This is a genomic window from Actinomadura sp. NPDC048955 (assembly GCF_040649435.1).
Taxonomy (GTDB): Bacteria; Actinomycetota; Actinomycetes; order Streptosporangiales; family Streptosporangiaceae; genus Spirillospora; species Spirillospora luteofluorescens.
In genome coordinates this window covers 22164-43788 of sequence record NZ_JBEZJI010000026.1, presented here as the reverse complement: position 1 = coordinate 43788, position 21625 = coordinate 22164, and the positions used below count along the sequence as shown (strand labels likewise).

Genomic DNA, 21625 nt, shown 5'->3' with positions numbered 1-21625 from the left:
CGCGACGGCCCGGAGCCCCACGGCTCCGGGCCGTTCCGTTCTTGATCGCCCGCCCCCCGGGGGCGAATAGGCTTGCTGTCCATGTCGTCGTCTACGGAGAGGCCCACGATGTCCGCCGACAGCGACCGGGCGGACGCCCCCGGACGACTGAAGCGGCTCGCGCCGGTGCTGGCCGGGCTCACCGCCCTGACGTGCCTTCTCGGCTGGCTGCAGAAGCAGCCCTGCGCGTCGGTGCGGTTCGACTTCCTCAAGACGACGGCGAACGCCTGCTACACCGACGTCTACCCGCTCTACTACGTGCGCGGGCTCAGCGACGGCAAGCTCCCGTACTTCGACACGTTCACCGGTTCCGATATCCGCTACGTCGAGTACCCGGTGCTGAGCGGCGGCTTCATGCAGCTGGTCGCGTGGCTGGTGAAGCCGTTCGGGGTGGACGGGCGCGGCATCGCGTTCTACAACGTCACCGTCCTGCTCCTCGCCGTCCTCGCGGTCGTCGCCGTCCTCGCCACCGCCTACGTCGCCGGACGCCGCTCGCTGCGCACCGGTCTGATGGTGGCGCTGTCCCCCGCGCTGCTCCTCACCGCCTACATCAACTGGGACCTGCTGGCGGTGGCGCTGTCGGCGCTGGCGCTGGCGGCCTGGTCGGCGCGCCGCCCGGCCCTGGCGGGGACCCTCCTCGGCCTGGCGATCGCGGCGAAGTTCTATCCGCTGCTGTTCCTCGGACCGCTCGTCCTGCTGTGCGTCCGGGCGGGGCAGTGGCGCCCGATGGGCCGGATGCTCGCCGGAACCGCCGCCGGGTGGCTGGTGGTGAACCTGCCCGTGATGCTCTTCGCGTGGGACGGGTGGAAGGAGTTCTACACCTTCAGCCAGAAGCGCGGCATCGACTGGGGCTCGATCTTCTTCGTGCTGCAGGACCACGGGCTGGACAAGCCCGCGTCCGACACCGAGCTTCTCAACCTGATCGGCACGGGAACGTTCCTCGTCCTCGCCGCCGGGATCGCCGTCCTCGCTCTGGCGGCCCCGCGCCGCCCGCGCCTGCCGCAGCTGATGTTCCTCGTGCTGGTGGCGTTCATGCTGCCGAACAAGGTCTGGTCGCCGCAGTACGTCCTGTGGCTGCTGCCGCTGGCGGTGCTGGCGCGGCCGAAGCTGCCGGCGTTCGTGGCCTGGCAGCTCGGCGAGATCGCCTACTTCCTCGGCATCTGGTGGTTCCTGCTGTCGGTGTCCGCCCAGACGCAGGGCGCCGACCTGTCCGGGACGCTGTCGGCGGTGCTGAGCCTGGACGCCCCGGACGGCGGGATCAGCAAGGACGTCTACACCCTGGCGCTGCTCGCCCGGTTCGTGACCGTCCTCGTCCTGGCGGCGCTGGTGGTGCGGGACGTCCTGGTCCCGTCCGGCGACATCGTCCGGTCGGACGGGGACGACGACCCGGCGGGCGGCGTCCTCGACGGCGCACCCGACGTGGTGGCGTTGGCACGCCGGCGCGGCGACCACCACGCCGGCGTGCCCCTGCCTACCTGAGGAAGCCGCCTTCCCGGATCAGGCGCGGGCGCGCAACGCGTCGATGAACCACTGGAAGAGCGGCGTCAGCGTCGGCGGGACGGGCCAGCCGTTGATGAGGGCGAGCAACTGCCAGTACCGCTCGGTGCGCGGGTCGGTGCCGATCTCCAGCCGGCGCAGGAGGTCGCGGCGGAAAGCGGCGTCGTCGGTGGCGTCCCACGCGTCGGCGTAGGCGCGGACCAGTTCGTCGACGACGGGGCGGGCCGCGTCCGATCCGGGCTCGATCCCGTCCGCGACGGCCTGCTCCGCCTTCTCCCGGGTCAGCTCGGCGAGGGCGGCGAAGTCGTCGGGGACGGTTCCCTGCGCGACCTCGGCCGCCTGGAACTCGGCCATGCGGCGCACCGAGGCCCGGAAGCCGGGGTCGCCGACCAGTTCGGCCAGCTCGACCCAGGCGTCGACCTGCTCGGGTTCGGGGTCGTCGGGCAGGTCGGGCAGCGCGGCGCGCATCTTCTCCGCGAAGCCGGGGTGCAGGTCGAGTCCGGCGAAGGACTCGTCGATGAAGTCGGTGATGATCCGGCGCCGCTCCTCGTCGGACAGCCGGGCGAGCCTGTGCATGAGTTCGATCTCCTCTGGGGTGGATCCGCGTCTGGCGACCGCCCGCAGTACGGCCCGGCGCAGCCTGAGCGTGCGTATCTGCACGTCCAGCGCGTCCGCGTGCGCCGCCGCGACCTGCCCGGCGTCGACCTCACGGTCCAGCAGGCGCCGGACGGTGGCGAGGTCGACGCCGAGGTCCCGCAGCGTCCGCACCAGGTCGAGGCGCGCGGCGGCGTCCGCGTCGTACAGCCGGTAGCCGGCCTCGGTACGGCGGGTGGGCGGGACGACACCGGCGTCGGAGTAGAACCGGATCGTCCGCACCGGCAGCCCGGTGCGGCGCGCCAGCTCGCCGATCGTGTACGTGGTGTCGCCGTCCATGCCCCTCACCCTGCGGCCTCCACCCGCTGGAGACTCAACCCAAATTCGCACGCTCTCACATCGGGCATGGGAAGGGCCCGTCCGGGCGGGTTCGCCGGGACGGGCCCGTGGAGGTCCTCGGAACCGGCTCAGCCCTCGTAGGCCGGGTCGGCGACGGTGGGGGTGGCGCCCTCGCGGCGGGCGCGGCGGACATCCTGGACGAACTCGCGGGAGAGCATCGCCGACAGGGTGGCGACGCCGCCGCGGTGGACGCGGATCTCCCCGTGCCGGACCTCGCCGGTGACGCGGATCGCGCGGCCGTCGCCGTTCTCGCCGGTCCAGTCCTTGACGCGGCCGCGGCCGGTGTAGCGCAGGTCCCAGTGGTCGATCCGGGCGTCCTGCGGGACGAGCAGCTTCACCATCGAGTGGTCGAGGTCGACCTCGATCTCGATGTCGCCGTCCGGGATCCGCGGCGAGCGCAGGTCCAGCACGGCCATGCCGCGGCGGGCGCGGACCTCGAAGCGGCGGCCGGTCGTCCAGTGGCCGAGCTTCTTGACGTTCTCGTAGTGGGCCTGGACACGGGTCGGCGCGCCGTCGGTGGTGGGCGTGCTGGTGGTGGGCGTGGTGTCCATCTCTGTGTTCCTCTCGGAATCGGGCAACTACCTCGCTCCAAGAGTTGCTCACTTAATGAGCATCTCTCTAATCGAGAGAATAGGAATCGGTGGGACGCATGTCAAGGGACGTGGGGGCGCGACGGTCTCGCCCGCCGCCAGGGAAGGGAAATCCTCGGGCGGAGGCGGGCGCGAGGTGGCCGGAATCTACCGATATAGGGGGTTTTGTGGCGAGTGCGGGGGAACGGAACGCGGCGTGCGGGGCCCGAGGCTCCGGACCCCGCGGACCCGCGGGGGAGCGGCGACTGCCGGGAGATGACGTGAACGCGGACCGAGCACTGACCGAGCTGCTCGCCGGGCGGCTGAGGCCGGGCGTCTACCAGTGGCGGGCGGCCCCCGTGCGGGGAGCCGTCGGCGACACGAGCTGGATGGAGCGCGCCGACGAGGCCGGCTGGCGCGGCTTCTACCTCGACGGCCGCCGCGCCAGGGACCGGGAGTCGTTCCTGCGGCTGTGCGGCGGCGTGTTCGAGCTGCCCGAAGGCGCGGGCGCCGACTGGGACGATCTCGGCGAGTGCCTGAAGGACCTGTCATGGACGCCCGCGAAGCACGGCTACCTGGTGCTCTACGAGTCGTGGGCGGAACTGGCCGACGCCGACCCGGCGTCGCTGCGCGCCGTCCTCGACGTGTTCGGGCGCGCGGTGAGGACCTGGCGGGACACCCCCACCCCCATGACGGTGCTGATGTCGAGCGTCGGCGTGGAAGTGGCGGGCGTCCCCCGGCTCGCCTGAGGCGGGCCGGGATCAGTAGGTGCTGGTGGAACCGCTGCTCGCCGCGAACATCGCGATGCCGAGGATGTAGAAGAGCAGGATGAGGAGCCAGCCCGCGGAGATCAGGTAGCCGAGGATCAGGCCGGTGACGGCCATGCCGTGCCCGCCCTCGCCCGTCCGCTTGATCTGGCCGAGCGAGACATGTCCGAAGATCACCGCGAGGATGGACGTCACGCCGCAGGCGAAGAAGCCGATCAGACCGCACACCAGCGATGCGGTCGCCATCCCGTTGGTCGGCCGCATGGCCGGCATCGGCTGCCCGTAGTAGTGGTGCTGTTGCACGGCCGGGGGCTGCGAATAGGACTGGGCGTAGGGGTCCTGGGCTCCGTAGCCGTAGGGGTCGTAGGGGGGCTGTGCCATGTGCTTCCCGTCGGTCTGCGCGCCCGCCGCCGGAGAGCACGCGTGCGCTGAGGGCTGGTTCCGGATTATGCCAGTGTGACGTGACCTTCGAGTTTTGTCGTCAGGCTGGGTCTACGCGCATTTAGATGCCGCATTCGCCACCGCGGTTCCCGGACACCGGCGACGATCCCGACTCTGCTTCCTCAGAGCTTCGAACGCAACCACGAGATGTCGTCGGCCTGGCCGTCCGCGGGCGTCTCGACCACGACCGGTGCGCCCGCCGCCCGGACCACGCCGAGGATGAGCTCCGGATCGATGCTCCCACTGCCCAGGTTGGCGTGCCGGTCGGCCCCCGAGCCGAACGAGTCCCGGCTGTCGTTGCAGTGCACCAGGTCGATGCGGCCGGTAATGGCCTTGATCCGGTCGACGGCGTCGACGAGTTCCTCCCCCGCCGCGTGCGCGTGGCAGGTGTCGAGGCAGAAACCGAGCTTGGACTCCAGGCCCGGCACCCCGGAGAGCACCTCCCACAGCCGCGAGATCCGATCGAACGTGCGCGCCATCGCGTTGCCGCCGCCCGCGGTGTTCTCGATGTACACCGGGATCGGGCACTCGACCCGCTCGAACACCTTGCGCCAGTTCTCGAAGCCGGTCTCCGGGTCGTCGTCCTTCAGCACGTGCCCGCCGTGCACGATCAGCGCCTTCGCGCCGATCGACGCGGCCGCCTCCAGCTGCTGGGTGAGGTTCTTGCGGCTCGGGATCCGGATCCGGTTGTTGGACGTCGCCACGTTGATCGTGTACGGGGCGTGCACGTACACGTCCACGCCGGAGCCCTCCAGCGCCTCCACGCCCTCGGGCAGGACCGGCTTCTTCCACCCCTGCGGATCGCCGAGGAAGAACTGGACGACGTCGGCGCCGACCGCGCGGGCGTTGTCGAGCGGGTTGTTCTGGTCGACGTGGGCTCCGATGCGCATGCCCACGAGACTAGCCGCGCCCTGTGACAGCCTGCGAGGTCACGCCGGCCTCGCCGTCAGATCGAGAAGCCTCCGTGGCTCAGCGCGAAGCCGGCGCCGACGAACGAGGCGATCATTCCGACCACGTTCAGCCACCGCTCGTTCGTCGTCGCGGAGACCATCTGGGAGTACAGGGCGACCGGCAGGCCGATCACGCCGAGCAGCGCACCGGGGAAGTGGGTCGCGGGGATCCAGCCGAGGATCAGCGCCGCGATCCCGATCGTCACCGCGGTCACCGCCAGGACGTCCTTGCGCCGATGGGGCTCGGCCTCGCTCTGGGCGCGGACGGCGCTCTCACGTGCGCCGGCGCCGGTCGCCTGCTGGGACATCGGGACCCTCCTCCAGCTCGGACTCCCGCGCCTGGGCCACGGGGCGGGCGCGGGACCGCACGGACCATGCGGGTAAAGCAATTCCCAGCGAAGACGAAGATCAACCGGTGGGCGGCGCGGAATGTCGGCGGCACCCGGTACGGTCGAACACGGATTCGAGAACACCGGGTCGGGTCCGCCCCCCGAGGGGAAGCGGGGGAAGAGCAGGAGGTGCACACCGTGACGAAAGCTGAGCTGGGGCTCATCGGTGACGCGGAGCTCGTCGAGGAGCTGTCGATGCTGACCACGCAGGCCGCCCGCATGCGCGCCCGCATGGCGGACATCATGGCCGAACTGGACCGCCGCCGTTGTCCCCGCCCCACCCAACCCCACGCAAGGCGCTGAGCAGTGCCTCAAAGTCCCGGCCCACTTCGCTCGCCTTGCGGCTGTGTTTCAACAGTCCCGGCCCACTTCGCTCGCCTGGCGGCTCGCTGCGTGACCGGGCCTGGGCAAACGCGGCATCGCTTCGCGATCTGCCCGGTTCCGCTCGCCTTCGGCTTCGCTCCACCGGGCAGCTCACGCGTTCGCGTGCGTGGCCGACGTTCGCGTGCGTGGCCGAGGCGACTTCGAGACGGGCGCTGGGCCCGCCCATGGCCCACGCCCGGACCGCCCCCTCCGCTCCGCTGCGAGAACGGGCGCCCGACTCTCGCGGGAGGCGACCGCCGCACCCCCGAGTGTTGGTAGCCTGTATCGGTCTCGCGGCAGGTCCGCCCGGCGATCCGGGTCCGGCGCCGCCGCGACGGACGCAAGAGCCCTCCTGTCACGGAGAGACCGTGACCGCATCAGTCCAGAGGAGGTAGGGACACAGCATGCGTCGTTACGAACTCATGACCATTCTCGACCCCGCCATCGACGAGCGCACCGCGGGTGCGGCGCTCGACCCGTTCCTGAAGGTCGTCAAGGACGACGGCGGCAGCGTGGAGAAGGTCGACGTCTGGGGCCGCCGGCGCCTGGCGTACGACATCCAGAAGAAGTCCGAAGGCATCTTCGCGGTGGTCGACCTGTCGGCTGAGCCTGCCACGGTCAAGGAGCTCGACCGGCAGCTCAACCTGAGCGAGTCGATCCTCCGTACCAAGGTCATCCGCCCCGAGGTCCACTGAGCCAGGCTCAGCCCTCACAGCAGCCGGAGCGAGCCCCATGGCAGGCGACACCGTAATCACGATCGTCGGGAACCTCGTCGAGGACCCGAATCTGCGCTTCACCCCGAGCGGCCAGGCGGTCGCTTCCTTCCGCATGGCCTCGACCCCGCGGTTCTTCGACCGCCAGGCGGGCGACTGGAAGGACGGCGAGGCGCTCTTCCTGACCTGCAACGTCTGGCGGCAGGCCGCCGAGAACGTGGCCGAGACCCTGCAGCGCGGCATGCGGGTGATCGTGCAGGGACGCCTCAAGCAGCGCTCCTACGAGACCCGCGAGGGTGAGAAGCGCACCGTCTTCGAGGTCGAGGTCGACGAGGTCGGCCCGTCGCTGCGCAACGCCACCGCCAAGGTCAACAAGACCCAGCGGCAGGGTGGCGGTGGCGGCGGCTTCGGCGGCGGTGGCGGCCAGGGCGGCGGCGGCTTCGGCGGCGGCGGCCAGGGCGGCCAGGGCGGTCAGGGCGGCGGCGGTTTCGGCGGTGGCCAGCAGGGCGGCGGCTTCGGCGGCGGCCAGCAGGGCGGCGCCCCGGCCGACGACCCCTGGGCCACCGGCGGCGGCGGTGGCGGCGGCGGATTCTCCGACGACCCGCCCTTCTAGGTCCGCCGCTCCTGCACGACCACGAGACAACGAACACACGTCCATTCCCGCGTGAGCGGGGCTCTCCCAAAGGAGCACCACGATGGCGAAGCCACCTCCCCGCAAGCCGAAGAAGAAGGTTTGCGTTTTCTGTCAGGAGAAGATCTCCTACGTCGACTACAAGGACACGGGCCTGCTGCGGAAGTTCATCTCCGACCGCGGCAAGATCCGTGCCCGGCGGGTGACCGGCAACTGCACCCAGCACCAGCGGGACGTCGCCACGGCGATCAAGAACGCCCGCGAGATGGCGCTGCTGCCGTACACCAGCACCGCGCGCTGAGGCAGGGGGTAAAGAACATGAAGCTCATCCTGACCCAGCAGGTCTCCGGGCTCGGCGAGCCCGGTGACGTCATCGACGTCCGCGACGGCTACGGCCGCAACTACCTCGTCCCCCGCGGGTTCGCGATCAAGTGGACCCGGGGCGCCGAGAAGCAGGTCGACTCGATCAAGAAGGCGCGTTCGGCCCGCGAGATCGCGACCGTCGAGCACGCCCGCGAGGTCGCCGACCGGCTCGGCGGGCTGCGCGTGACGCTGCGCACCCGCACCGGCAGCAACGGCCGCCTGTTCGGCGCCGTCACGGCCGCCGACATCGCCGAGGCGGTCCGCGCCGCCGACGGCCCCGACCTGGACCGCCGCCGCATCGAGATCGGGAACCCGATCAAGACCGTCGGCACCCACCGGGTCAGCGTGCGTCTGCACAGCGACGTCAACGCCACGATCGACGTCAACGTCGTCGAGGCCTGACGCGCGACCACCCGACGACCCCCGGACCCGCCCAGGGCCGGGGGTCGTCGGCGTCTTCCCCCGAAACCGAAACCCGGCTTCGTGCCTGGCCGCAGAGGTCACGGATGCGGGGTCTGCCAGCGTTTGCCGGGGCCGCGGATTTCCGGGTTTCCCGTGATACGCCCGTGAATCGCCGAGTGTTTGAGTGATCAGCTTTGCGGTGATTACGTTCCGTGATCACAGTGTCGCGGGACGAAGGGGGGCGGTGGTGATCGCGCATTCGGGGGAGGGCGCGGACGACCGGCAGCGCACGGGCCGGGCGGTGACACGCAGGGCCGTCATCGGCGGCGTCATGGGCGGCGTCATGGGCGCCGGCCTGCTGGAGATGCTGCCGTTGGGCACGTACCGCCAGAATGAGGCCATGGCGGAAGATCTCGCGGCAGGGCCGTACCGGGGGGACGACGGCCGCGTGCTGTTCACGGCGGACGCACCGCAGGTCTACACGCGGGCGCAGTGGAACGCGAGGGCGCCCAGGCGCGCGGCCGAGGTGGTCGACCGGCCGCCGGACCACATCATCGTGCACCACACGGCGACGGCGAACGCGCGGGACCGCTCGCTCGCCCACGCGTTCGCACTGTCACGTTCCATCCAGAACATCCACATGAACAAGAACGGCTGGGACGACGCGGGCCAGCAGCTCACGATCAGCCGCGGCGGCATCGTGATGGAGGGCCGCAACCGGAGCCTCAAGGCCATCCGGTCGGGCGACCTCGCCATCGGCGCGCAGGTCCTGCACCACAACCAGCACACGATCGGTATCGAGAACGAGGGCACCTACATGTCCGCGACGGTGCCGGGTGCCCTGTGGAAATCGCTGATGGAGGTGTGCGTCTGGCTCTGCCAGAAATACGACCTCGACCCGTCCGAGGCCATCGTCGGGCACCGCGACTACAACAACACCTCGTGCCCCGGGGACGTCCTCTACGCGCGGCTGCCGCAGCTCCGGCGATCGGTGGCCGAGCGCCTGGAGGGCACGTCGAGTCAGAGTTCCACGAGCCAGGGCGGCTCGGACGGCGGGTCGATCCTGTCGCCGCTGCTGCCGTCCCTCGACGATCTGGGGTGAGCGGCCAGGGCCTCGACGTGGCCTCGGCCCTGCGCGCGAACGCGTGAGCTGCCCGGTGGAGCGAAGCCGGAGGCGAGCGGAACCGGGCAGATCGCGAAGCGATGCCGCGTTCGCCCAGGCCAGGTCACGTAGCGAGCCGCCAGGCGAGCGAAGTGGGCCGGGACTTCGAAAACACAGCGAGCCGCCAGGCGAGCGAAGTGGGCCGGGACTGAGAGAACACCGCCTAGGTGTCGGGCGTCGTGTAGCGGGTGCGGCGGCGGGCGATCTCGGGGTCGATGCCCTCGACGAGCGACCAGATGCCCGCCACCCGTTCGACCAGGGCTTCGGGGGGCAGGCCGGCGAGGCCCTCCGCCGCCAGGTCGTCGATCGCCTGGGTCAGCCGGGCCATCCGCTCGCCGTGTGTGGAACACATGTTCGAATAGTAGCGGGAGTGACTGGCGATGCGGTGGCGATCCGGGAATCGGGTCCCGCCGGTCGCGCGCGTCCCGATCACGTTCACGCCGGGCAGGCGGGCCGCGACATGCGGGAGGGAGCGCCGCTGGACCGGCCCGTGAGGCGCGAGCCCTGACTTCCGGTCGGGTTCACAAGCGAGCTGTTACGTGGCCACATCTTGATGTGGAGGCTTACACTGTGGAGTATGACGCAAGATACATCCTTCTGGGGGAGGCTCGGAAAGCCCGAGCAGACCGCCCTGCTGGAGTACACGACCCGCGACGTCCTCCCCCCCGGTGACAGGCTGATCCGCCAGCGGGGGAGGTCCCGCTCGGTGATGATCATCCTGCGCGGGTGGGCGGCCGTCGTCTCCGAGCCAGACCCCAGGCCGGGCGATCCCACCGGCCCCGGGGCCAACGGCCGGCTGCTGGCCTTCCGCGGAGAGGGCGACATCGTCGGGGACATGGCGGGCCTGCTCAACAAGCCGCGGTCGGCCTCCCTGCGGGCGCTGGACGAGGTCGAGGTGCTGGAGCTGGAGGACACCCAGTTCAAGGACTTCCTCTGGAACCACAAGGAGGCGTGGTGGACCTACACGGAGATCCTCGCCGAGCGGGTCGACGAGCAGACCGCCAACATCCACTTCCAGAAGCACAAGACCTCCATGCAGATCCCGGAGATCCTGGTGAGCCTGGTCGACAAGGTCGGCCGGAGCAACCGGGACGGCATCTGGCTTCCCTATCCGCGCACCCAGACCGAGCTCGGCAGCCTGATCGGCATCTCGCGCGAGTCCGTGTCCAGCACCTGGTCCAGGCTCCGTGACGACGGCCTGGTCGCGACCCGCAACGGCCGGATGCTCATCCTCGACCTCGAAGGCCTCCGCAAGATCTACTCCATAGATGAGTAAGTGCTTCCACACTCATGAGTGTGGAAGCCTTCACAAATGAATGCTTATGCTTTACCTTCAGGGTGTGGCGACCCTGAAGGAAGGTAGGCACCATGTCGCTGGACGTCGTTGGAGCGGTATGCATCGCCGTTGGTCTCGTCGGGGGAGGTCTGCAGATCGGGGGACTTCTCAACGTCCCCACACTGTCGAAGGTCAAGGTCATCGCCCTGGTGATCATCGGAGTCGTGTTCATCGCGACGAGTGTGGCCCAGCACCTGATCGCTCCTGCCGAGAGCAAGAGAGCCTCCCAGGTGCGGGCGGAGTAGGAGGAGATGTGAGCACCAGGCCCGGAGAGGCTGATCTCGAGGCGCCGGAGTTCGAAGCGGCCTTCCTGTTGGTGGACATCCGGGGCTTCAGCCGGATCGTGTACGAACTGGGTCCTCACAACCCCAGGCGCGCCGGAGTCCTGGCCCGCAGCTTCTGGTCGAAGGTGGAGCCGATCGCCAAGTCCCTCGGTGGTGACATCTACGCCTGGCAGGGCGACTGCCTCCTGGTCGCCTACCGGGGGACTCCCCGCGAACGAGCTCTCCGTGCCCTCAAGACAGCGCAGGAGGCTCACGCGGTGGCGTGGCAGGACCTCGTCCCCCAATGCTGGGAACTGCTCACGGAAGCCGCGCACGAAGTGCAGTACGCCGGCACGGGGCAGCCTCCCAGCCGGGCCACCCAGTTCGCCGTGTCCAGCGCGATCTCCGACGGTTCCGTCGCCGTCGTCCCCCGGTCGGACGGGAGGCGGTACACCGAGGAGTTGACCGGCGACACCGTCAATCTGGTCTTCTCCATCACCAAGGCGGTCCCTCCCTGGCATATCGGCGTGACGAAGCCGGTGTACGAGCAACTGAAGGGCGACGAGTCCACCAAGGCCCTGGTGGACCAGTGGACGGAGCGCTCCCTTCTCCTGTGCGGCGCCCTCAGGGAGATCGCTTCGGTCAAGCTGCCGATGCTCGACAGTCCCGTACCGGACATCAAGGCATCGACGGCCTCCACCTCCCGGCCGAACATCTCCTCGGTGCCCGCCTGACCCCCGCGTCCGGTATCAGCGGACCGCGCCGGTGACCAACCAGCGGTCGCCGCGGGCGCGCAGGCTCAGCGTGATCATCCGGGTGAGCATCCACAGGCCGATCGCGCCCCAGAGCCCGGCGAGGCCCGCGCCCGTCCGGGGGACGAGGAGGGCGGCGGGCAGGAAGACGGCCGTGGCGACCAGCGTCGTCACGGCGAGGTAGGCGCCGTCGCCCGCCCCGATCAGGATGCCGTCCAGGACGAACACCACCCCGGCGATCGGTTGCAGCACCGCCACGAGCAGCAGCGAGCCGAGCAGGAGGTTCCGGACGTCGCCGTCGGAGGTGAACAGGGCGGGCAGCCACGGCCGGACCACGAGGACGGCCAGGCCGAACACGACGCCGCAGCCGACGCCCCACCAGACCATCCGGCGCGTGACGGCCCGCGTCGCGGTGATGTCGGACGCGCCCAGATAGCGGCCGGTGATGGCCTGGCCGGCGATCGCGATGGCGTCGAGCGCGAACGCCAGCAGCGTCCACACCTGGAACCCGACCTGGTAGGCGGCGATCTCCGGGTCCCCCATGCGCGCCGCGATCGACGTCCCGACGATGAGGACGACGCGCAGCGCCGCCGTCCGTACCAGCAGCCCGAAACCAGCGGTGGCGGACGTCCGCAACCCGTCCCAGTCGGGACGGACCAAGGCGCCGTGCCGCCGGGCCGCGCGCAGGACCACGGCGACGTACACGGCGGCGCTGCCGGTCTGCGCGAGGACGGTCCCCCACGCGGATCCGGCGATCCCCCACCCCAGCCCGATGACGAACACCACGTTGAGCAGAAGGTTCAGCGAGAAGCCGCCGATCGACACGAGCAGGGGCGTACGCGTGTCCTGGAGGCCGCGCAGTACGCCCGTCCCTGCCAGGACGACCAGCATCGACGGGATTCCGAACAGGCTCACCCGCAGGTACGTCTCGGCGTAGGGCGCCACACCCGGGGACGCTCCGAACGCGTCCACGATCCAGGGGATCAGCGGCCAGCCCGCCGCGATCAGCGCGGCGCCGATGGCGATCGCGAGCCACATGCCGTCGATGCCCTGCCTGATCGCCCCTCGCAGGTCCCCCGCGCCGACCTGGCGGGCCACCCCCGCGGTCGTCCCGTAGGCGAGGAAGACGCAGAGGTAGACGAGCGTGTTCAGGGCCTGCCCGGCGACCCCGAGCCCGCCCAGCTGCGCGGTGCCGAGATGCCCGACGATGGCCGAGTCCGACAGCAGGAAGAGGGGTTCGGCGACGAGCGCGCCGAAGGCCGGCACGGCGAGGCGCAGGATCTCGCGGTCGTGCGCGGTCGCGAGGCGCCGGGGGGTCGTCATCGCGCCGAGGCTACCAGCGTGTAACTCACTAATGAAATAGAAGCCTTACATGGCACCGGAGGGCGCACTTTCTTTCCCGCACACCCGGTGGACGAGGTTATCGCAGCTCAGCGCGCTGCCTTCGATGCCATCCACGGGAAATCCACAGAGTTGTCCACAGGTCGTGCACAACCTGGACCGCGTGTCTGCACAGGTCGTCCACAGGTTTGTCCACAGCTCACTTTGCCCGCGGCAGCGTGCCCTCGCGAGAATGTCGGACGCGACAGATAGACGTGGGGTGAACGGTCGGCGATGGGCGGACGGGGCCGCCGGCCGGCCGCGATGAAGGGGGTGTGGCGATGAGCGTTGCGGATATCGGGCCGCAGGAGCACGAGTTCGAGCGCACCCCCCCGCATGACATCTCGGCGGAGCAGGGCGTCCTCGGCGGCATGCTGCTCTCCCCGGACGCCATCGCCGAGGTCGTGGAGATGCTGCGCACCCCCGACTTCTACCGTCCCGCCCACCAGATCATCTACGACGTCATCCTCGATCTCTACGGCCGCGGCGACCCCGCCGACGCGGTCACCGTCGCCGGCGAGCTCACCAAGAACGGCGAGATCGGCCGCATCGGCGGCGCCCCCTACCTGCACACGCTGATCTCCCTGGTGCCCACCGCGGCCAACGCCGGGTACTACGCCAAGATCGTCCACGAGCGCTCGATCCTCCGCCGCCTGGTCGAGACCGGCACCCGCATCGTCCAGATGGGCTACGCCGCCGACGGCGCCGACGCCGACGACATCCTCGACCGCGCCCAGGCCGAGGTCTTCGCCATCGCCGAGAAGCGCGCCGGCGAGGACTACGTCGCGCTGAGCGAGATCATGCCCGGCGCCCTCGACGAGATCGAGGCGATCGGCAGCCGCGGCGGCCAGATGGTCGGCTGCCCCACCGGCTTCGCCGACCTGGACGCCCTCACCAACGGCCTGCACCCCGGCCAGATGATCGTCGTCGCTGCCCGCCCCGCGATGGGGAAGGCGACTAGTCTGGATACGTCTCTTCCGACCCCATTTGGCTGGACCACGATGGGAGAAGTGTCCGTTGGTGACTATCTGATCGGAGCCGATGGAAAGCCGACTCGTGTCGTGGCCGCAACCGACGTCATGCACGGCCGCCCGTGCTACGAGATCGAGTTCTCCGACGGCGAAGTGATCGTCGCGGACGCCCAGCATCAGTGGCGTACCACCACCGATGGCGGCCGGGAGACGGCCCGGCCTCCCGGGCGGCGACCGGCCGCGGGCGAGGCCCGGCAGCCCCTGCTGACGGTCGCCGAAGTCACATGCGCAGTCGACGGGAACAGCCGACTGGGCGCGCTCGCGGGTGTAGCCGGCAGGTCCGGGCCGCGCACGCTTCGCCACAACACCAACGCGCGTCCCACTACCTCGCAGCAGACACGCGTCCTTGACTCGCGCGACACTGCACTCGCCCACGCCGCCAACCACCGCTCCCTGGGGCGGGGCCCGGGCTGCGGAGCGTCCGCGGACTCACCGCTCCAGGGCGCCGACCAACGGATCGAGACGACCGAGCAGATCTTCGCGGCCCTTGACGAGGGCTCCCGCCGCACCGTGGAGTTCGCCGCCGCGTTCGACCTCCCCGAGGCCGACCTGCCGATCGATCCCTACGTCCTCGGCGCGTGGCTCGGTGCTGGCGACGACGACGAGGTCCGCATCACCTGCCTGGACGGCTCCGTCATCACCCAGATCGAGGCCACCGGCCAGGAGGTCGCCGCGGAGGCCGTCTTCGGGTCCCATCTCCTGTCCGGCTCGAGCGAGCGGTTCGCGTCGCTCGGCCTGCTCGGCGGCAAGCACATCCCGTCCCGCTACCTGCGCGCCTCCGCCGCCCAGCGACGGGCGCTGCTGGCCGGGGTGCTCGACGTCTGCGGGCACATTTCCATGGACGGCCGCGTCGACATCGCCGTCCCGTCCGCACGCCTCGCGGGCGACCTGCGCGAGCTGCTCCTCAGCCTCGGCCATGGCGTCGCCATGACGCCCGACCCCGCCGGAGACGACCTCTTCCAGATCGGCTTCGTTCCGGCCGGGACGGTGTTCAGGCTGCCGCGCAAGGCGGCCCGGCAGCGTGCGGGCGTCCACCCGCCGGCGCGGCACATCGTCGGCGTCCGGCCGGTGGAGAGCGTGCCGGTGCGCTGCGTGCAGGTCGACAACGACGACCACATGTACCTGGCGGGGCGCTCCTGCATCCCGACGCACAACTCGACGCTCGCCCTCGACTTCGCCCGCGCCGCGTCCATCAAGCACGGGCTGACCTCGGCGTTCTTCAGCCTGGAGATGGGCCGCAACGAGATCACGATGCGCCTGCTGTCCGCGGAGGCGCGGGTGGCGCTGCACGCGATGCGGTCCGGCACCATGCAGGACGAGGACTGGACGCGCCTCGCCCGGCGCATGAGCGAGGTCGCCGAGGCGCCGCTGTTCATCGACGACTCACCGAACATGTCGATGATGGAGATCCGCGCGAAGTGCCGCCGCCTCAAGCAGCAGCACGACCTGCGCCTGGTGATCATCGACTACCTGCAGCTGATGACGTCGGGCAAGCGCGTCGAGAGCCGCCAGGTCGAGGTCTCGGAGTTCTCCCGCTCGCTGAAGCTCCTCGCCAAGGAACTGGGCGTCCCGGTCATCGCGCTCTCCCAGCTCAACCGAGGCCCCGAACAGCGAACCGACAAGAAGCCCATGGTCTCCGACCTACGCGAATCGGGATCTATCGAGCAAGATGCGGACATGGTGATCCTGTTGCACCGGGAGGACGCCTACGAGAAGGAGTCGCCGCGCGCCGGCGAGGCCGACCTGATCGTCGCCAAGCACCGCAACGGCCCCACCGCCACCGTCACGGTCGCTTTCCAAGGCCACTACAGCCGCTTCGTCGACATGGCCCAGTAAAGCCACGGGCCTTGCTCGCCGAAGAAGCGGACGTCCGAGGTGCTCGCTACGGTCCCGGCATGATCACCAATCCCACTGAGAACTGGCGGGAGCTCGGCACCTTTCCCGACGTGTTCCTGGAGCGAGTCGAGCAGGCGCTGCGCGCTTTCGAAGCCGAGCTGACGGCTCTGGGCGCCCCCGCCGACCAGGCCGTCATGGCCGCTGTCGAACACGTGGTCGTCGCGCTGAACCAGATCGACGGCACCGGCGGCCACGACTTCGACACCGTCGACCGCGAAGAACTCTGCGAATACATCGAGGACGCCCTCACCCGGACGGGAATCGACGTCGAGGCACTGGCACGCCGACAGGGCATCGACCCGGCTGCGCTCACAGACGAGTGGCGAGACTGGTGAAACCCACGCCCAAGCCGATCTGACTAGTCGGCTCCGCCAGCCCGAACGCCGGGGCCCGGGTGTCGGCGTTCCCGCGAATAAGCCCAGCCTGAGCCGGACAGGCCCGGCCGGGGCACCCCTTCCTGAATGTCTGCGCCCAGGCGTCGCTCTTCGCGGGTATACCTCCTGAGGACAAGAGCCTTGTGACGCGGTGTGTTCTGGCACCGCCAGATCTCCGTCTCGTGGATGGGGTGCCGAATGATCAGCGGTGTGGCGCAACCCGAACCGTTCGGAGTGGCGGCGATCATCACCGACCGTCTCGGGCGGGTGTTGATGCATCTGCGAGACGACCACCCCGGCATCGCATGGCCGGGGTACTGGTCGTTGCCGAGCGGTCTCGCCGAGCCGGGAGAGACTCCCGCCGAGGCGATGTCCAGGGAACTCCACGAGGAGACGGGGCTCAGCATCGCCTTGACACAGCGACTGGAGCATCCCAATGACGCCGAAGGGGACCGTGTTGTGTTCTTCACCGGGTCCTGGGATGGGGATCCCGCGACGATCCCGCTGACCGAGGGCGTGAAGCTGGAGTTCTATCCGCTGCCCGGCCTGGCCGGTCTGCGGGTTCCGCCGTTTGTTGCTCTGGCGCTGCGGCAACTCCAGAACAGGGGGCTGCTTGGTTTCTGAGCGTCCGGGTGGGTCTGGCAGCCCGGGCCCGGCCGCCCGGGCTGCCCTGCGGGTGGCGGGCGGTTCGCGCTTTGCCGGGCGGTCAGGGCCCAGGGGTGTCGCGGCCGTCGATCTTCTTGTGCGTGGGGGTGCGGAACTCGTCGATCAGGACGGGGTACTGCTCTGCTCCGTGTCCGGCGGCGATCGAGCGGTCGGCCATCGCCTTGATCAGCTTCGGCAGCCCGGTGTCGACGCCGGCCGCCTCGCTCTCCTCGACCAGGTGCGCCATCGCCCGCGCGTCGGTCTCCAGGGCCGACACCTCCGCCGGGTAGGCGCCGCGGTCGATCTGCTCGGCGTAGCCCGGGAGCCATCCGGCCACCACGGTGGCGATCTGCTGCGCGAACGGCGCATATGTCGCGGCGTCGACGCCGGCCGTCCCGAGGAGGGCGGTGCCCTGGAGCCAGGCGTTCAGGACGTTCCACATCATGGCCAGGCCGGCCACGTCGTACAGGGACGCGAGCCCGGGGTCCCCGCCGAGGTGGACGACGGCACCGAGCGCGCCGAGCGCCGGCTCGTGCGCGTCGAAGACCGGTCGCGGCCCGCTGTGCAGGATCACCGCTTCGGCGGTCCCGATCGCCGGCGGGACGGCCATGATGGCGCCGTCCAGGTAGCGGGCGCCGCGCCGCTCGGCCCATCGGGCGGCTTCACGGGCCTGGGCCGAACTGCCCGAGGTGAGGTTGACCAGCGTCGTGCCGTCCACCTCGGTGGCGTCGAGTACCTCCTGCATGGCCTGGTAGTCGGTGAGGCAGATGATCGTCAGGGAGCCGGCCTGGAGCGCGTCGCCGGCCGTCGGCGCCAGTCGTGCGCCTTCGGCCACCAGCCGGTCGGCCTTGGAGGTCGTGCGATTCCACACGGTCGTGGGATGTCCGGCCTTGAGGAACGCGCCGGCCAGTGCCTGACCCATCAGGCCGAGTCCGATGACCGTCACAGAGATGTCGGTGTTGTTGTCCATGGCAGCATCGTTAACGTTGATACCGGTCTGAAGGTCAAGTGAGGATGCGATGCGGATCGGAGAGCTGAGCCGCCGGACGGGCGTCAAGGCCCATCAGTTGCGGTACTACGAGGCGCAGGGCCTGCTGGAGGCGGATCGCGGCACGAACGGCTACCGCGAGTACGACGACGCGGCCGTGGTGCGGGTGAAGCAGATCCGGCACCTGCTCGGTGCCGGACTGTCCTCCGAGGACATCGCGTATCTGCTGCCCTGCGCGGTCGGCGAGGCGCCGGAGCTGCTCGGGTGCCCCGAACTGCTGGACGCGATGCGGACGCGGATGCGGCGACTCGACGATCAGATGGAGAGGCTCGCTCGTTCCCGCGACGCTCTCGCCGGCTACATCGACGCCGCCGAGCGAACGGACGGCGAGGCCCCTCCCCTCTTCGCGTGCGTCGAGCCCCTTTCCGCGTGAGACGCCGTGCGGCTAGCGGTAGCCGCGTTTGAGCAGGTGGTCGGCCCCTGCCTCGAAGCCTTCGGGGGTGAGCAGTGCGAAGCCGAAGGCGTCGGCGAGGCGGTCGGTGACGTTGAAGGCGGCGCAGACCGCGAGCGCGTCCTCGATCTGCCGGGGTGAGGCGCCGGCGGCCAGCACTTCCCGCATGTCCTCCGCACCGACCGTTCCTTCACGCGTCAGTTTGCCGAGCATCCGCAGGGTGGCCCGCAGCGGCTCCTCGATGGGGGCGGATTCCAGGTCGTCCAGCACGGCCGCCACGCGTGGTCCGTCCTGGTAAGCGCGGCTTGCGGTCGCGGTGTGCGCGCGGACGCAGAACGCGGTCTCGTTCACCTGGGAGACGTAGGCCGCCATCAGCTCCCGGTCGCCCACCGACCAGTCGGACGGCCCGCGCATCGCCTCATGGGTGAACGCCTTGGCCCGGGCGCCGTAGAAGTCGGGGCGGTAGAAGACCAGCTTGGCGGCGTCGGGCACCGGATGCCTGGAGATCAGCCGGATGAGCGCGAACAGCAGCTTGGTCTTGGGGCTGTAGCCGTGGTCGAGGATGTCAAGACGCATGCTCGGGCCTTCCCTTGCCGGTCGCTTCGGCCAGGGCCGCCAGGCCGGCCTCGTACAGCCGGGCGGAGTGGCCGACCGCGGCGCAGACCACCAGCTCGAACACCTGGTCCTCGGTGAGGCCCGACGCCTTCGCCGCCGCCAGGTCCGCCTCGGTGACCTGCGCGGGGCTGTCGACGACCCTGCCGATCAGTGCGTCCAGCGGCGGGGAGAGGCCCTCATTGCCGAAGGCGCGCGCCCGCTGCTGCGCGGATGCCCTCCCCTTGCCGTTCAGCAGGCGATCCACTAGGGCTCGGTGCGCAGCGCGCTTCCTGTTCTCGTTCGCCATGGCCCCTCCCTCGCATTCGTCCGTCCTCATGAACAAGACGATCGGCACCCTGCCGAACAAGACATCCGGCGGGACACAGTCGAGTCATTTCCGGGCACCGGCGCGCCACGCAGACACTCCGGTGGCCGGTGCTGCCGGTACCCGGTCAGCTCTTGAGGGTGCTGGTGCGGCGGTCGAGGATGGTCAGGGTCTCCTCGCACCAGCGGAGGTTCTCGCGCTCGAACGCCAGGCCGCGCATGAGGGTGAGGTAGGGGCCGATCCGGTCGGCGGTGGCCAGGTAGTCCTCTTCGGCGCGGCCGTTCAGGAAGCGGGCCTGGAGCCGCTCGAAGCGGGCGATCTTGGATTCGGCCCAGGACCGGCGCTCCCGCAGGGCGGCCATGACGGCCTCGGCGTCCCCCGCGTCCACCGCCTGGACCTGCACCATCAGCTCCTCGCGCATCGCGCCGGGGCGCGGGGGCCTGGCGGTGAACTCGTGCAGGGCGCGGCGGCCGGCCTCGGTGAGGGAGAACAGGCGCTTGTTGGGACGGCGTTCCTGCTGGACGACCCGCGCCTGGATCAGTCCGTCGGCGGCCATCTTGTCGAGCTCCCGGTAGAGCTGCTGGGGGGTGGCCATCCAGAAGTTGGCCACGCCGGCGTCGAAGCTCTTGGACAGGTCGTACCCGGACGCCTCACCTTCCAGAAGCGTGGCGAGGACCGCGTTCCGCAACGACATGGTTCCGAGCGTATCGGCCCGTGATCGCCGCCACGCCGCCGCCCGGTGGACGGCCTCCCGCGGCGCGGCTAGTGTAATTTGCACCTATTCAACAAGTTGGATACCTCGGGGGTGTCGCATGCATCCGTTCAGGCGAGCGGTGGAGGCCGGGGACACGGCGGCGATCGCGGGCCTGCTGGCCGACGACGCCGTGTTCACCAGCCCGGTCGTGTTCCGGCCGTACCACGGCAAGGCCATCACGGCGGCGATCGTGCGAGCCGCGGCGCGGGTGTTCGAGGACATCCGCTACGTGCGGGAGATCGTCGGCGCGGACGGCCGCGACCACGCGCTCCTGTTCCAGGCGACCGTGAACGGCCGCGAGGTGCACGGGTGCGACTTCCTCCACATGGACGAGGACGGCCTGATCGACGAGCTGACGGTGATGGTGCGCCCGCTGTCGGGGGCCGCCGCGCTGGCCGAGGCGATGGGTGCGCAGTTCGAGCAGATCGAGCGCGAGGTCCTCAGCTCCTGAACCGCCCCCGCGCGCCGGCGCCGGGGTACGCTGCGCGGCATGCGGGGAGATGAGCGTCCAGCTCGGGTCGAGGACGTGCACGAGCTGGCACAGGGAATGCCGCACGTCACGGTGGAGCACGGCAAGAGCGGGAACGCCGTCTACCAGGTGGGACGCAAGTCGTTCGTGTTCTTCCGCACCCCTCGTCCCGACGCGGTCGACCCCGCCACGGGCGAGCGCTACCCGGACGTGATCGTGTTCTGGGTGCCTTCCGAATCCGACAAGGAAGCCCTGGTGCAGGACCAGGCGTCGCCGTTCTTCACGACCCCGCATTTCAACGGCCACCGCTCGGTGCTCGTGCGGGCGAGCCGCCTCGGCGAGCTCACGCTGCGGGAACTCACCGAGGTCGTCCAGGACGCGTGGCTCTCGCAGGCGTCGCGCAGGCGCGGGGAGGCCTGGCTCCGCGACCATCCGGCCGCTGATCCTCGGGTGCCGCCCCACCGGTCCTGAAAAGATCTGAGAATTCTCCGCCGCGGACGTCGAGAACGCGGGGCCGGCTCCGTCCCAGGGTACGAGCAGCCGAGAACGGCCCGCTCGACGACACCGGCACAGGAGCGACGACCATGGAGCAGAACGAGATCGACGAGATCCTCGACCGCCCTTACAGCAGGGAACTGCTGGCCCGCGACCTGACCCGGCTGGCCTACGTCGCCGGGGACGGCACGCCCCGCAACGTGCCGATCGCGTTCACCTGGAACGGATCGGAGATCGTCATGTGCACCGCCAAGAACGCCCCGAAGCTGCGTGCCCTGCGCCACCGCCCGGAGGTCGCGCTGACCATCGACACCGAGGTCCACCCGCCGAAGATCCTCCTCATCCGGGGGCGCGCCGAGCTCGACGCCGTCGACGGCATCCCGGAGGAGTACCTCCAGATGAACGGCAGCTACGAGATGACGCCCGAGCAGCGCGTCGAGTGGGAGGCCGGGGTCCGCTCGCTCTACGACGGCATGGTCAGGATCGTCGTCACTCCGACCTGGGTGAAGCTCATCGACTTCGAGACCACCCTGCCCACCGCGGTCGAGGAACTGGTCCGGCGGCAGGCCGAACGCCAGAACGCCTGAAGGAGG

General features: G+C 70.2%; 29 protein-coding genes. 18 read left to right on the top strand and 11 right to left on the bottom strand.

Annotated features, from left to right (window positions below; genetic code table 11):
• Positions 1–108 precede the first annotated feature (108 nt).
• Positions 109–1518 (top strand): glycosyltransferase 87 family protein, encoded by a 1410-nt coding sequence (locus AB0C84_RS24120; protein ID WP_361070236.1) that lies wholly within the window; start codon positions 109–111, stop codon positions 1516–1518.
• A gap of 18 nt (positions 1519–1536) precedes the next feature.
• Here AB0C84_RS24120 and AB0C84_RS24115 read toward each other — a convergent pair whose 3' ends face one another.
• Positions 1537–2469, bottom strand: a complete 933-nt coding sequence (locus AB0C84_RS24115) for a MerR family transcriptional regulator (protein WP_361070233.1) — start codon at positions 2467–2469, stop codon at positions 1537–1539.
• 128 nt (positions 2470–2597) lie between these two features.
• On the bottom strand, positions 2598–3080 hold the full coding sequence (locus AB0C84_RS24110) for a hypothetical protein (protein WP_361070230.1): 483 nt from the start codon (positions 3078–3080) through the stop codon (positions 2598–2600).
• Positions 3081–3379: 299 nt separating this feature from the next.
• Between AB0C84_RS24110 and AB0C84_RS24105 the strand changes: the two genes are divergently transcribed.
• Positions 3380–3847: a barstar family protein gene (locus AB0C84_RS24105; RefSeq protein ID WP_179845253.1), complete on the top strand. Its 468-nt coding sequence runs from the start codon at positions 3380–3382 to the stop codon at positions 3845–3847.
• A gap of 12 nt (positions 3848–3859) precedes the next feature.
• Here AB0C84_RS24105 and AB0C84_RS24100 read toward each other — a convergent pair whose 3' ends face one another.
• The 3 genes from AB0C84_RS24100 to AB0C84_RS24090 form a co-directional block, all read right to left on the bottom strand.
• Positions 3860–4246 (bottom strand): DUF4190 domain-containing protein, encoded by a 387-nt coding sequence (locus AB0C84_RS24100; RefSeq protein ID WP_179845254.1) that lies wholly within the window; start codon positions 4244–4246, stop codon positions 3860–3862.
• A gap of 182 nt (positions 4247–4428) precedes the next feature.
• A complete protein-coding gene (locus AB0C84_RS24095; RefSeq protein ID WP_361070225.1) occupies positions 4429–5196 on the bottom strand; it encodes a deoxyribonuclease IV in 768 nt (255 codons plus the stop codon).
• 56 nt (positions 5197–5252) lie between these two features.
• A complete protein-coding gene (locus tag AB0C84_RS24090; protein WP_179845256.1) occupies positions 5253–5564 on the bottom strand; it encodes a hypothetical protein in 312 nt (103 codons plus the stop codon).
• A gap of 219 nt (positions 5565–5783) precedes the next feature.
• On the opposite strand from AB0C84_RS24090, the gene AB0C84_RS24085 reads away from it, so the two are divergent.
• The 6 genes from AB0C84_RS24085 to AB0C84_RS24060 all read left to right on the top strand — a co-directional run bounded on the left by AB0C84_RS24085 (position 5784) and on the right by AB0C84_RS24060 (position 9219).
• The gene (locus tag AB0C84_RS24085) at positions 5784–5948 is read left to right on the top strand and encodes a hypothetical protein (protein ID WP_179845257.1); all 165 of its coding nucleotides are present in this window, start codon (positions 5784–5786) and stop codon (positions 5946–5948) included.
• A 464-nt stretch (positions 5949–6412) separates the two neighbouring features.
• The gene (rpsF, locus tag AB0C84_RS24080; RefSeq protein ID WP_185029698.1) at positions 6413–6703 is read left to right on the top strand and encodes a 30S ribosomal protein S6; all 291 of its coding nucleotides are present in this window, start codon (positions 6413–6415) and stop codon (positions 6701–6703) included.
• Between the two features lie 37 nt (positions 6704–6740).
• Complete coding sequence (locus AB0C84_RS24075) at positions 6741–7334, top strand: single-stranded DNA-binding protein (RefSeq protein WP_361070219.1); 594 nt, start codon at positions 6741–6743, stop codon at positions 7332–7334.
• 82 nt (positions 7335–7416) lie between these two features.
• Entirely contained in the window at positions 7417–7653 is a 237-nt protein-coding gene (rpsR, locus tag AB0C84_RS24070) for a 30S ribosomal protein S18 (protein WP_019631633.1), read from the top strand.
• Positions 7654–7670: 17 nt separating this feature from the next.
• The gene (gene rplI / locus AB0C84_RS24065) at positions 7671–8117 is read left to right on the top strand and encodes a 50S ribosomal protein L9 (protein ID WP_258940343.1); all 447 of its coding nucleotides are present in this window, start codon (positions 7671–7673) and stop codon (positions 8115–8117) included.
• Between the two features lie 400 nt (positions 8118–8517).
• Positions 8518–9219, top strand: coding sequence for a peptidoglycan recognition family protein (locus AB0C84_RS24060; RefSeq protein ID WP_361070357.1), 702 nt, complete (start codon positions 8518–8520; stop codon positions 9217–9219).
• A 223-nt stretch (positions 9220–9442) separates the two neighbouring features.
• Here AB0C84_RS24060 and AB0C84_RS24055 read toward each other — a convergent pair whose 3' ends face one another.
• Positions 9443–9631: a hypothetical protein gene (locus AB0C84_RS24055; protein WP_179845260.1), complete on the bottom strand. Its 189-nt coding sequence runs from the start codon at positions 9629–9631 to the stop codon at positions 9443–9445.
• 225 nt (positions 9632–9856) lie between these two features.
• Here AB0C84_RS24055 and AB0C84_RS24050 point away from each other — a divergent pair, with 225 nt between their 5' ends.
• From AB0C84_RS24050 to AB0C84_RS24040, 3 genes are all read left to right on the top strand, one after another.
• The gene (locus tag AB0C84_RS24050) at positions 9857–10555 is read left to right on the top strand and encodes a Crp/Fnr family transcriptional regulator (RefSeq protein ID WP_361070214.1); all 699 of its coding nucleotides are present in this window, start codon (positions 9857–9859) and stop codon (positions 10553–10555) included.
• A gap of 92 nt (positions 10556–10647) precedes the next feature.
• Positions 10648–10860, top strand: a complete 213-nt coding sequence (locus AB0C84_RS24045) for a hypothetical protein (RefSeq protein ID WP_179845262.1) — start codon at positions 10648–10650, stop codon at positions 10858–10860.
• Positions 10861–10868: 8 nt separating this feature from the next.
• Positions 10869–11612, top strand: a complete 744-nt coding sequence (locus tag AB0C84_RS24040) for a hypothetical protein (protein WP_258945180.1) — start codon at positions 10869–10871, stop codon at positions 11610–11612.
• Between the two features lie 15 nt (positions 11613–11627).
• On the opposite strand, the gene AB0C84_RS24035 is transcribed toward AB0C84_RS24040, so the two are convergent.
• Positions 11628–12953 carry an MATE family efflux transporter gene (locus tag AB0C84_RS24035; protein ID WP_361070211.1) on the bottom strand — a complete coding sequence of 442 codons (1326 nt, stop codon included), beginning with the start codon at positions 12951–12953 and terminating at the stop codon, positions 11628–11630.
• A gap of 338 nt (positions 12954–13291) precedes the next feature.
• Between AB0C84_RS24035 and dnaB the strand changes: the two genes are divergently transcribed.
• The 3 genes from dnaB to AB0C84_RS24020 all read left to right on the top strand — a co-directional run bounded on the left by dnaB (position 13292) and on the right by AB0C84_RS24020 (position 16935).
• Positions 13292–15877, top strand: coding sequence for a replicative DNA helicase (gene dnaB / locus AB0C84_RS24030; protein ID WP_361070208.1), 2586 nt, complete (start codon positions 13292–13294; stop codon positions 15875–15877).
• A 59-nt stretch (positions 15878–15936) separates the two neighbouring features.
• Complete coding sequence (locus AB0C84_RS24025; protein WP_361070205.1) at positions 15937–16272, top strand: hypothetical protein; 336 nt, start codon at positions 15937–15939, stop codon at positions 16270–16272.
• A gap of 237 nt (positions 16273–16509) precedes the next feature.
• On the top strand, positions 16510–16935 hold the full coding sequence (locus AB0C84_RS24020; protein WP_361070202.1) for an NUDIX domain-containing protein: 426 nt from the start codon (positions 16510–16512) through the stop codon (positions 16933–16935).
• An 82-nt stretch (positions 16936–17017) separates the two neighbouring features.
• On the opposite strand, the gene AB0C84_RS24015 is transcribed toward AB0C84_RS24020, so the two are convergent.
• The gene (locus tag AB0C84_RS24015) at positions 17018–17926 is read right to left on the bottom strand and encodes an NAD(P)-binding domain-containing protein (protein WP_361070199.1); all 909 of its coding nucleotides are present in this window, start codon (positions 17924–17926) and stop codon (positions 17018–17020) included.
• A gap of 49 nt (positions 17927–17975) precedes the next feature.
• Here AB0C84_RS24015 and AB0C84_RS24010 point away from each other — a divergent pair, with 49 nt between their 5' ends.
• The gene (locus AB0C84_RS24010; protein ID WP_361070196.1) at positions 17976–18377 is read left to right on the top strand and encodes a MerR family transcriptional regulator; all 402 of its coding nucleotides are present in this window, start codon (positions 17976–17978) and stop codon (positions 18375–18377) included.
• 12 nt (positions 18378–18389) lie between these two features.
• Here AB0C84_RS24010 and AB0C84_RS24005 read toward each other — a convergent pair whose 3' ends face one another.
• The 3 genes from AB0C84_RS24005 to AB0C84_RS23995 all read right to left on the bottom strand — a co-directional run bounded on the left by AB0C84_RS24005 (position 18390) and on the right by AB0C84_RS23995 (position 20008).
• On the bottom strand, positions 18390–18971 hold the full coding sequence (locus AB0C84_RS24005; protein ID WP_361070193.1) for a carboxymuconolactone decarboxylase family protein: 582 nt from the start codon (positions 18969–18971) through the stop codon (positions 18390–18392).
• Entirely contained in the window at positions 18961–19296 is a 336-nt protein-coding gene (locus tag AB0C84_RS24000) for a hypothetical protein (RefSeq protein WP_361070189.1), read from the bottom strand. The genes AB0C84_RS24005 and AB0C84_RS24000 overlap by 11 nt, the downstream gene beginning before the upstream one ends.
• A gap of 145 nt (positions 19297–19441) precedes the next feature.
• Positions 19442–20008, bottom strand: coding sequence for a PadR family transcriptional regulator (locus AB0C84_RS23995; protein ID WP_361070186.1), 567 nt, complete (start codon positions 20006–20008; stop codon positions 19442–19444).
• Between the two features lie 118 nt (positions 20009–20126).
• Between AB0C84_RS23995 and AB0C84_RS23990 the strand changes: the two genes are divergently transcribed.
• The 3 genes from AB0C84_RS23990 (at position 20127) to AB0C84_RS23980 (ending at position 21619) form a co-directional block, all read left to right on the top strand.
• Positions 20127–20519: a nuclear transport factor 2 family protein gene (locus AB0C84_RS23990; protein WP_361070183.1), complete on the top strand. Its 393-nt coding sequence runs from the start codon at positions 20127–20129 to the stop codon at positions 20517–20519.
• 39 nt (positions 20520–20558) lie between these two features.
• Complete coding sequence (locus AB0C84_RS23985; protein ID WP_361070180.1) at positions 20559–21008, top strand: MmcQ/YjbR family DNA-binding protein; 450 nt, start codon at positions 20559–20561, stop codon at positions 21006–21008.
• A gap of 113 nt (positions 21009–21121) precedes the next feature.
• A complete protein-coding gene (locus tag AB0C84_RS23980; RefSeq protein WP_361070176.1) occupies positions 21122–21619 on the top strand; it encodes a pyridoxamine 5'-phosphate oxidase family protein in 498 nt (165 codons plus the stop codon).
• The last annotated feature ends 6 nt before the right edge of the window (positions 21620–21625 follow it).

What these genes read in the sequence shown, in the direction of transcription:
- rpsR (WP_019631633.1), top strand. Translation starts at nt 7,417, where the DNA reads ATGGCGAAGCCACCTCCCCGCAAGCCGAAGAAGAAGGTTTGCGTTTTC.
- AB0C84_RS24090 (WP_179845256.1), bottom strand. Translation starts at nt 5,564, where the DNA reads ATGTCCCAGCAGGCGACCGGCGCCGGCGCACGTGAGAGCGCCGTCCGC.
- AB0C84_RS23995 (WP_361070186.1), bottom strand. Translation starts at nt 20,008, where the DNA reads ATGTCGTTGCGGAACGCGGTCCTCGCCACGCTTCTGGAAGGTGAGGCG.
- AB0C84_RS24095 (WP_361070225.1), bottom strand. Translation starts at nt 5,196, where the DNA reads ATGCGCATCGGAGCCCACGTCGACCAGAACAACCCGCTCGACAACGCC.
- AB0C84_RS24120 (WP_361070236.1), top strand. Translation starts at nt 109, where the DNA reads ATGTCCGCCGACAGCGACCGGGCGGACGCCCCCGGACGACTGAAGCGG.
- AB0C84_RS24010 (WP_361070196.1), top strand. Translation starts at nt 17,976, where the DNA reads ATGCGGATCGGAGAGCTGAGCCGCCGGACGGGCGTCAAGGCCCATCAG.
- AB0C84_RS23990 (WP_361070183.1), top strand. Translation starts at nt 20,127, where the DNA reads ATGCATCCGTTCAGGCGAGCGGTGGAGGCCGGGGACACGGCGGCGATC.
- AB0C84_RS24025 (WP_361070205.1), top strand. Translation starts at nt 15,937, where the DNA reads ATGATCACCAATCCCACTGAGAACTGGCGGGAGCTCGGCACCTTTCCC.
- AB0C84_RS23985 (WP_361070180.1), top strand. Translation starts at nt 20,559, where the DNA reads ATGCGGGGAGATGAGCGTCCAGCTCGGGTCGAGGACGTGCACGAGCTG.
- AB0C84_RS24045 (WP_179845262.1), top strand. Translation starts at nt 10,648, where the DNA reads ATGTCGCTGGACGTCGTTGGAGCGGTATGCATCGCCGTTGGTCTCGTC.
- AB0C84_RS24060 (WP_361070357.1), top strand. Translation starts at nt 8,518, where the DNA reads ATGGCGGAAGATCTCGCGGCAGGGCCGTACCGGGGGGACGACGGCCGC.
- AB0C84_RS24020 (WP_361070202.1), top strand. Translation starts at nt 16,510, where the DNA reads ATGATCAGCGGTGTGGCGCAACCCGAACCGTTCGGAGTGGCGGCGATC.
- AB0C84_RS24050 (WP_361070214.1), top strand. Translation starts at nt 9,857, where the DNA reads ATGACGCAAGATACATCCTTCTGGGGGAGGCTCGGAAAGCCCGAGCAG.
- AB0C84_RS23980 (WP_361070176.1), top strand. Translation starts at nt 21,122, where the DNA reads ATGGAGCAGAACGAGATCGACGAGATCCTCGACCGCCCTTACAGCAGG.
- rplI (WP_258940343.1), top strand. Translation starts at nt 7,671, where the DNA reads ATGAAGCTCATCCTGACCCAGCAGGTCTCCGGGCTCGGCGAGCCCGGT.
- AB0C84_RS24110 (WP_361070230.1), bottom strand. Translation starts at nt 3,080, where the DNA reads ATGGACACCACGCCCACCACCAGCACGCCCACCACCGACGGCGCGCCG.
- AB0C84_RS24115 (WP_361070233.1), bottom strand. Translation starts at nt 2,469, where the DNA reads ATGGACGGCGACACCACGTACACGATCGGCGAGCTGGCGCGCCGCACC.
- AB0C84_RS24075 (WP_361070219.1), top strand. Translation starts at nt 6,741, where the DNA reads ATGGCAGGCGACACCGTAATCACGATCGTCGGGAACCTCGTCGAGGAC.
- AB0C84_RS24005 (WP_361070193.1), bottom strand. Translation starts at nt 18,971, where the DNA reads ATGCGTCTTGACATCCTCGACCACGGCTACAGCCCCAAGACCAAGCTG.
- AB0C84_RS24000 (WP_361070189.1), bottom strand. Translation starts at nt 19,296, where the DNA reads ATGGCGAACGAGAACAGGAAGCGCGCTGCGCACCGAGCCCTAGTGGAT.
- dnaB (WP_361070208.1), top strand. Translation starts at nt 13,292, where the DNA reads ATGAGCGTTGCGGATATCGGGCCGCAGGAGCACGAGTTCGAGCGCACC.
- rpsF (WP_185029698.1), top strand. Translation starts at nt 6,413, where the DNA reads ATGCGTCGTTACGAACTCATGACCATTCTCGACCCCGCCATCGACGAG.
- AB0C84_RS24015 (WP_361070199.1), bottom strand. Translation starts at nt 17,926, where the DNA reads ATGGACAACAACACCGACATCTCTGTGACGGTCATCGGACTCGGCCTG.
- AB0C84_RS24055 (WP_179845260.1), bottom strand. Translation starts at nt 9,631, where the DNA reads ATGTGTTCCACACACGGCGAGCGGATGGCCCGGCTGACCCAGGCGATC.
- AB0C84_RS24035 (WP_361070211.1), bottom strand. Translation starts at nt 12,953, where the DNA reads ATGACGACCCCCCGGCGCCTCGCGACCGCGCACGACCGCGAGATCCTG.
- AB0C84_RS24100 (WP_179845254.1), bottom strand. Translation starts at nt 4,246, where the DNA reads ATGGCACAGCCCCCCTACGACCCCTACGGCTACGGAGCCCAGGACCCC.